Origin of the sequence: Streptomyces sp. NPDC101393 (genome assembly GCF_044767385.1) — a bacterium.
Classification (GTDB): domain Bacteria; phylum Actinomycetota; class Actinomycetes; order Streptomycetales; family Streptomycetaceae; genus Streptomyces.
Map to the genome: position 1 here is coordinate 520,039 of NZ_JBIWNU010000003.1, position 6,541 is coordinate 526,579.

Sequence of the window (6,541 nt, forward strand, 5' to 3'; positions counted from 1 at the left end):
CTAGGGAAGGCGGCTCGGGGACCTGGGCGGGGCGATCCCGTCCAGCGGTGCCCCCGGGTCGCCGGCGTCCGCGGCGGCCCGGTCCGTGGCCCGGCCGAGGGCCCGCGAGCCGCCGGTCAGCGGCAGTTCGGCGGAGGTGCGGGACAGATCGAGGGTGAGCCGCGGCTTCGAGGAGGGCGGGTCGATCAGCCCGGCGTCGGTACCGGCGATGATCAGTGCGAGGCGGTGTCCGGCGGGCACGATGTGATCGCTCGCGCCCAGATCGAGGGTGATCGTATAGGGCTTGCCGGGGGTGAGCGGCCTGCCCTTGTGGGCGTCGGCGTAGTTGCCGAGGTCGGCCCAGCCACGGCTGAAGACGGTCTGCGTGACCTTCGCGGTGTCGGCCGCGGTCTCCTTGAAGCAGCCGGTGTCGCCCGTGGTCCCGGATCCCCAGCAGGTGCTGCGGTCCAGGGTGGTGATGCCTTCGCCCTCGGCCCCGTAGTTGCGGATGGTGTCGGGACCGAGGTCCACGAGGACGGCCGAGAGGTGCGCGGTCGAGGTGCTCGGGGTGGCGGTCACGGTCACCTTGCCGGAGCCCGACAGCCGCAGGGGCGCGGTCAGCTTGCCCGTACGGAACCCTGCCTTGCCGGGGGTGGAGGCATCGATCCGGGCCGCCCAGTCGTTCTCGCCGAGCTTCGGGTCGTCGGTGAACGTCTCGGTCGCGCCCTGCGGTGCGCGCTCGGTGCCCAGTGCGCCGACGCCGGGGGCGGAGCCCTTGGCCGGACGCAGGGTGGTGGCGGCGGTGCCGGGCGCCGGCCAGCGGGGGTCGGTGGACCAGGTGCCGGGCGCCCGCTCGATGTCGGCCGCCGGCGCCCGGTCGATGCCGTTGTCGTAGCCCATCAGGTAGTGGTCGAACCACTGGTGCAGCGTCGCGACCCACTCGGCGCGGCGGTGGTCGAACGGGTCGACGTGGCCGGTCTGGGACAGCCACACCTTGCGCTCGACGCCGTGCCGGGCGAGTGCGTCCCACCACTGTCCGGCGTGCTGGGTACGGACGTTGAGATCCTGCATGCCGTGCACCATGAAGACACTCGCGCGGACCCGGCCCGCGTCGGGGACGTAGTCCCGCTCGGTCCACAGGCCGGTCCAGTCGCCGGTGCGGGGTGCGCCGTCGGCGAGCTTCTGCTGGACGGCGGCGCAGCGCGCGCGGGCGTCGGGGCTCTCGACGACGTCCGCGAGCGCGTCGGGGCCGGAGTCGTAGAGCGGGGCGCCCTTGGCGAAGTAGTAGTCGTACCAGGAGGAGATGCCGGAGATCGGGACGATGGTTTTGAGGCCCTTGACGCCGGTGGCCGCGACGCCGTTGGCGATGGTGGCGTCCCAGCTCTTGCCGATCATTCCGGTGGCGCCGTCGGTCCAGCCGGCGGTGACGGCCTTGCCGCCGCTGCGGGCGTCGTAGGCGCGGCCTCTGCCGTTGAGCCAGTCGACGACGGCCTTCGCCGACTGGATGTCGGAGCGTCCGCCGACGTCGACGCAGCCGTCCGAGCGGTTGGTGCCGGCGAGGTCGACGAGGACGGTCGCATAGCCGCGCGGCACGAAGTAGTTGTCGTAGTAGAGCGGGAACCCGACCGGCCGCCCCTGCGCGTCGTACGTCTTCTTCTGGCTCTCGTTGCCGCGTCCGCAGCAGGAGTAGTAGGGGCTGGCGTCCATGATCACGGGTACCTTGCGGCCCTGCTGCGCGGGTTCCAAGGGGCGCACGATGTCGACGGCGACCCGGTCGGTCCTCCCGTCCGTGTCGCCGTCGAGCCGTGTGTCCACCCAGACCGATTCGCGTATCGCGTGGTCGTAGGAGTAGACGGGTCTGCTCCCGCCGGGGGCCGCCTGCGCGGCGGCGGGCCCGATCAGGGCGGACAGCAGGGCGACGACGGCCGCCACCGCGAGCGCTTGCCAGGGGGAGCGGGTGACCCGCGCACGAATCGTCACGGGCGGACGGTAGCGCGGTACAACTCCCGCGCGTAAGGGTGCGGGTGACGACGGGAGCGCGGGCGGTGACCGGGCGGGGGGGTGAGCTCAGGGTGGGTGGGGTGGGAGAGAGCGGCCGGGTGTGGTGGGAGAGAGCAGCCGGGCCGGGCGGGAGAGCGGACGGGGCCGGGCGGGGGACGGCGGAGGGCAGGGGGTGTGAAGTGGGTGAACACACGGGACAGATGACGATTCATGTCGGTCATGTGTCAGAAGAGGCCATGGACATGACGGTGACCCGGTGAGTACATAGGGTCCGAAGAGATCCATCTCCCCTACGAGTTGGAGGACTCGTGCGTCACAGACTCCTCGTCCCGGGTGCGGTCGCGCTCAGCCTGCTGCTGGCGATCCCAGCCTCCGCGGCCACCAATGCCGATGACAACGGCACGCCCGGCGCTCCGGGTGTGGGCGACACCTACTACCCCGAGAGCGGAAACGGCGGATACGACGTTTCCCATTACGACCTGCGGCTCAAGTACCAGCCGAAGACGGACCTCCTGGAGGGCACGGCGACGCTGCTCGCCCGCACCACCCAGGACCTCTCCCGCTTCAACCTGGACTTCGGCCTCAAGGTCAGCGAGATCCGGATCAACGGCAAGAAGGCGTCCTTCGCCTCGTCCGGCAAGCATGAGCTGGAGGTCACGCCCGCCACGCCGCTGGCGAAGGGCCGGCAGATCAGCGTCGTCGTGCGCTACGCGGGAAAGCCCTCCGAGCTGAAGATCGACGACTTCACCGCCTGGGCCCGTACGCCCGACGGCGGCGTGGTGGCGCAGGAGCCGGACTCCGCCGTGTGGTGGTTCCCGAGCAACGACCACCCCACCGACAAGGCGACGTACGACGTCTCGGTCGCGGTCCCGGACGGCACCCAGGCGCTCAGCAACGGCGTGCTCGCGTCGCAGTCCTCCAAGCTCGGCTGGACGCGCTACAACTGGCGCTCGGACAAGCCGCAGGCGACGTATCTGACCACTCTGGCCATCGGCAAGTTCGACATCACCACCGACAAGACCGCCGACGGACTGCCGGTGATCAACGCCGTCAGCAAGGATCTCGGCGCGAACGAGGGCTCGGCGAAGTCGAGCATCGAGCGCACCACCGAGATCACCGAGTGGCTGGAAAGCGTCTTCGGGAAGTACCCGTTCAATGCGGTCGGCGGCTATGTGCCGAACGTGCCGGCCGGTTACGCCCTGGAGACGCAGACCCGCCCGTTCTACGGCAAGAAGGCCTTCGACCGGGGCACGAACGTGTCGGTCGTCGTGCACGAGCTGGCGCACCAGTGGTACGGCGACAGCGTCTCGCTCAAGGACTGGAAGGACATCTGGGTCAACGAGGGCTTCGCCGCCTACAGCCAGTGGCTGTGGTCGGAGAAGGAGGGCGAGGGCACCGCCCAGGACCTGGCGGACTACGTCTACGACCAGCACCCGGCCGATGACCCGTTCTGGACCGTCAAGCCCGGCGACCCGGGCGCGGACAAGCAGTTCGACGACGCGGTCTACGACCGTGGCGCGCTGGCGCTCCAGGCGCTGCGCAACAAGGTCGGCGACAAGGTCTTCTTCGGGATCCTCAAGTCCTGGCCGACGGAGAACAGGTACGGCAACGCCTCGGTGGCCGACTTCGTGGCCTTCGCCGAGAAGAAGTCCGGCAAGGAGCTGGCCGACTTCTTCGACACCTGGCTCTTCCAGAAGTCCAAGCCGTCGGCGGGGGCGGCGAAGCGGGCCCTCGGGGCGCACGCCCCGGTCGCACAGCCCAAGTCGTGGAAGCAGATCGCGGCCACGCACGACGTGCACCAGCACTGATCCGGCTGCCGGCCACCGGGCCGGAAGGCGGCCCGCCGTCGCGGTGATTCACCGCCCTGACGGCGGGCCGCCGTCGCAGGCGCCCCAGGGCGCTTCCTTCGGGTCAGGCCGGGCCCGCGGGGCCCGATCCGCACGCGAGGCGCTGACCGCGCGCCGCCCTGCGGGCCCGGCGCGCCCGGGGCAGATAGCGCAGCCGCTCCGGGAGCACGGGGACCACGGCGCGCACGACCTTGCCGAAGCGGCGCAGCCGGCGCTCCTGGGCATCGGTCCACTCCAGCCCGAGGGCGTGGCGGGCGTCGGGCGGCATCAGCCCGATCGTGACGAACCTCCGGAAGCGGGCGAACGCCGGCCGGATCACCGGCCAGGCCCACCGCAGCAGCAGCCGCAACGGCAGCAGCCCGCGGTCGGGCACCGGCAGCGCCACATCCGTGGCGATCAACTCCTGGACCACGGTGGTGCGTTCGAGCTCCTCGGTGAGCACCTTGCGGTAGTACGGCCAGAACTCCTCGACGGTCTGCGGCATATCACGGTCGTGGATGCCCAGGATCCGGCCGACCTGGAGCCACTCGGCGTACAGCTGCTTCTCCTGTGCGTCGGTGAAGGGGCGGCCGAGGTAGCGCCGCCCGTGCCGGAAGACGGGGTAGCCGGTGGCGTGCACCCAGGCGTAGTAGGCGGGAGTGAGCGCGTGGTATTTCCGGCCATGGGCATCGGTGCCCTGGACGGTCCGGTGCAGCCGCCGCAGCCTGCGCCCCTCCTCGGCCGCCTCGGGTCCGCCGTACACCCACAGCTGCAGGGAGACCAGCGACCGCGCGCCGCGTCCCCACGGGTCGGTCCGGAACACCGAGTGCGCGTCGACGCCCGCGCCCACTGCGGGGTGCGCGACCTGCATCGCCAGCGCGGCCGGCAGCGTCAGCAGCATTCGGATGTCCCCGACGAGCGACCAGAGCACGCCGCCGGGCGGCACAGGCTCCGGCTCCCTCCGCGGCAGGCGCGACGGCTCGCCGCGATTCATCCCATTACCTATGTTCATCACATCAGCCGCATTCACCGCATTTGCCACATTCGCCGCAATCTCCATGATACGGCGGCCCCCTGCGCCTCCCGGCAGCCGATCCTGTGCCATCCGGCCCCGCCAGGAGCCATCGATCGGCAATCCCGCACCCGCCGAGTGGTTACCTCAAAGTAACCTCAGCTGGTTGGATGAGCGTCGCCGGATACACCCCACCCCCACAGGGAGATTCTGTGCCGCATTCAGCGCTGCGCACGTCCCGGGCCGCCGCGATCGCCGCCGCCCTCACCGCCGTGACCCTCGCCGCCACGACCCCCACCGCCTCGGCCGCCGCCCCGCCCCACCTGAAGGTGCTCACCTACAACGCCTTCCTGATGAGCAAGACCCTCTACCCCAACTGGGGCCAGGACCACCGCGCCCAGGCGATACCCGACGCCGACTTCTTCCAGGGCAAGGACGTCGTCCTCCTCCAGGAGGCGTTCGACAACTCCTCCTCCGAGGCACTCAAGTCCCGTGCCGCGGCGCAGTATCCGCACCAGACCCCGGTCGTGGGCCGCAGCAAGGACGGCTGGGACGCCACCGGCGGCGCCTACTCCGCCACCACCCTTGAGGACGGCGGGGTGACGCTGCTGAGCAAGTGGCCGGTGGTCCGCAAGGAGCAGTACCTCTACAAGGACGCCTGCGGCTCCGACTCCTTCTCCAACAAGGGCTTCGTCTACGCGGTGCTGGACGTCAACGGCACCAAGGTCCATGTGGTCGGCACGCACACCCAGTCCACCGACTCGGGTTGCGGGGCGGGCGAGGCGGTCGCCGACCGCGCCGCGCAGCTGAAGGAGATGGACGCCTTCCTCGACGCCAAGAACATCCCGGCGGACGAGGAGATCATGGTCGCCGGCGACCTGAACATCGATTCGCGCGGCTCCGAATACGACGCGCTGCTCCGCAACGCCGACCTGGCCCCCGCCGACCGCCGCACGGGCCACCCCTACTCCTTCGACACCCAGGAGAACTCGGTCGCGAAGTACCGCTACCCGACGGACCCCCGCGAGGACCTGGACTACATCCTCTACCGCAACGGGCACGCCCGCCCCGCCTCCTGGCAGAACGACGTCGTCAAGGAGCAGTCGGAGCCCTGGACGGTCTCCAGCTGGGGCACGGACTACACCTACACCAACCTCTCCGACCACTACCCCCTGATCGGCAGCTGAGCCGCCGGCAACCCCGGGGTGGCGGGCGTACGGCGCTCAGTGGTCGTAGACGGTCACGGCGACACCCTGCCGGGTGAGCCGCTGGGATATCAGCGGCTCCACCCGGGACCACTTGCCGCCCGCCCACCCGCAGCCGGTGCGCGGCAGAGGAACCCCGTCTCCGGTTCCGGCCGGCGGCGGCGAGAGCGCGAGCACGAAGCCCTTGCCCCAGCCGCCGAGGTCATTGCGGACATGCGCGATCACCTTGACGCCCTTGCCCTGCGGCGCGGTCGCATCCCCCTGGACGTAGGTGATTGCCGACGCGTTGCCCGTACTCCCCGTGGTCCCCGTCATGTCCTCACGGTACGGCCGGCCACTGACAACCGGCCCGGCCCGCACATCTGGGGCACCACACGACGCGCAAGGGCGGTGGCGGGCGCCCCGGCGGGGGCCCCCCCCCCCCCGGCGCGGGGGGGGGCCCCCGGGGGGGGGGGCCCCCGACAGTTGGGCGGCGGTGGGGGGCCGGCGCCCCCCCCCCCGCGCCCCGCACCCCCCCC

At 71.2% G+C, this 6,541-nt stretch carries 5 protein-coding genes; 2 read left to right on the plus strand and 3 right to left on the minus strand.

Annotated elements, in window-relative coordinates; translation table 11 throughout:
• Positions 1–1,959 (minus strand): Xaa-Pro dipeptidyl-peptidase, encoded by a 1,959-nt coding sequence (locus tag ACIRQ7_RS12125; protein ID WP_404261949.1) that lies wholly within the window; start codon positions 1,957–1,959, stop codon positions 1–3.
• A gap of 329 nt (positions 1,960–2,288) precedes the next feature.
• Here ACIRQ7_RS12125 and ACIRQ7_RS12130 point away from each other — a divergent pair, with 329 nt between their 5' ends.
• Complete coding sequence (locus ACIRQ7_RS12130; protein ID WP_404261951.1) at positions 2,289–3,788, plus strand: M1 family metallopeptidase; 1,500 nt, start codon at positions 2,289–2,291, stop codon at positions 3,786–3,788.
• A 103-nt stretch (positions 3,789–3,891) separates the two neighbouring features.
• Here the strand turns inward: ACIRQ7_RS12130 and ACIRQ7_RS12135 are convergent, their stop codons facing one another.
• A complete protein-coding gene (locus tag ACIRQ7_RS12135; RefSeq protein WP_404262307.1) occupies positions 3,892–4,737 on the minus strand; it encodes an oxygenase MpaB family protein in 846 nt (281 codons plus the stop codon).
• A 293-nt stretch (positions 4,738–5,030) separates the two neighbouring features.
• Here ACIRQ7_RS12135 and sph point away from each other — a divergent pair, with 293 nt between their 5' ends.
• Positions 5,031–6,005, plus strand: coding sequence for a sphingomyelin phosphodiesterase (gene sph / locus ACIRQ7_RS12140; protein WP_404261952.1), 975 nt, complete (start codon positions 5,031–5,033; stop codon positions 6,003–6,005).
• Between the two features lie 36 nt (positions 6,006–6,041).
• Here the strand turns inward: sph and ACIRQ7_RS12145 are convergent, their stop codons facing one another.
• Entirely contained in the window at positions 6,042–6,338 is a 297-nt protein-coding gene (locus ACIRQ7_RS12145; protein ID WP_404261954.1) for a hypothetical protein, read from the minus strand.
• Between the last annotated feature and the right edge of the window lie 203 nt (positions 6,339–6,541).

What these genes read in the sequence shown, in the direction of transcription:
- ACIRQ7_RS12145 (WP_404261954.1), bottom strand. Translation starts at nt 6,338, where the DNA reads ATGACGGGGACCACGGGGAGTACGGGCAACGCGTCGGCAATCACCTAC.